Annotated in this window: 1 protein-coding gene; it reads left to right on the top strand. The window is 60.3% G+C overall.

Features of this window, described 5'->3' with window-relative positions:
• A partial coding sequence (gene tuf, locus GS612_RS20430; RefSeq protein WP_171642795.1) for an elongation factor Tu occupies nucleotides 1-1,088 on the top strand: 1,088 nt, incomplete at both ends.

The raw sequence follows: 1,088 nt of genomic DNA, 5'->3' as shown, positions 1-1,088 counted from the left end.
ATGGCAAAGGAAAAGTTTGAGCGTACAAAACCGCACGTCAACATCGGCACGATTGGCCACGTTGACCACGGCAAGACCACGCTGACCGCAGCAATCACCAAGTATTTCGGTGACTTCAAAGCGTATGACCAGATTGACGGCGCGCCGGAAGAGAAAGCGCGCGGCATCACCATCTCGACCGCCCACGTGGAATACGAGACCGACAACCGCCACTATGCGCACGTTGACTGCCCCGGCCACGCCGACTACGTCAAGAACATGATCACCGGTGCGGCGCAGATGGATGGCGCGATCCTGGTTGTGAACGCGGCAGACGGCCCGATGCCGCAGACGCGTGAGCACATCCTGCTGGGCCGCCAGGTTGGCATCCCGAAGATGGTCGTGTTCCTGAACAAAGTTGACCAGGTTGACGACGAAGAGCTGCTGGAACTGGTTGAGATGGAAGTTCGCGAACTGCTGTCCAGCTACGACTACCCCGGCGACGATATCCCGATCATCGCAGGTTCGGCTCTGGCGGCGATGGAAGGCAACAACCCGGAAATCGGCGAGAACAAGATCCGCGAGCTGATGGCGGCTGTTGATGAGTATATCGACACCCCCGAGCGTGCGGTTGACCAGCCGTTCCTGATGCCGATCGAAGACGTGTTCTCGATCTCGGGTCGTGGTACCGTTGTGACCGGTCGTGTCGAGCGTGGCGTGATCAACGTTGGTGACGAGATTGAAATCGTCGGCATCCGCGACACCACCAAGACCACCTGCACCGGCGTTGAAATGTTCCGCAAGCTGCTGGACCGCGGTGAAGCGGGCGACAACATCGGCGCGCTGCTGCGTGGTGTTGACCGTGACGGCGTTGAGCGTGGCCAGGTTCTGTGCAAGCCGGGTTCGGTGACCCCGCACACCAAGTTCGAAGCCGAAGCCTATATCCTGACCAAGGAAGAAGGCGGTCGTCACACCCCGTTCTTCGCGAACTACCGTCCGCAGTTCTACTTCCGTACGACGGACGTGACCGGCACCGTGACCCTGGCCGAAGGCACCGAGATGGTCATGCCCGGCGACAACGTGTCGTTCGGCGTTGAGCTGATCGCGCC

It is taken from the genome of Ruegeria sp. HKCCD6157 (assembly GCF_013110685.1).
In the GTDB taxonomy this organism is placed as follows: domain Bacteria; phylum Pseudomonadota; class Alphaproteobacteria; order Rhodobacterales; family Rhodobacteraceae; genus Ruegeria.
This window is presented reverse-complemented; position numbering and strand designations above follow the sequence as displayed.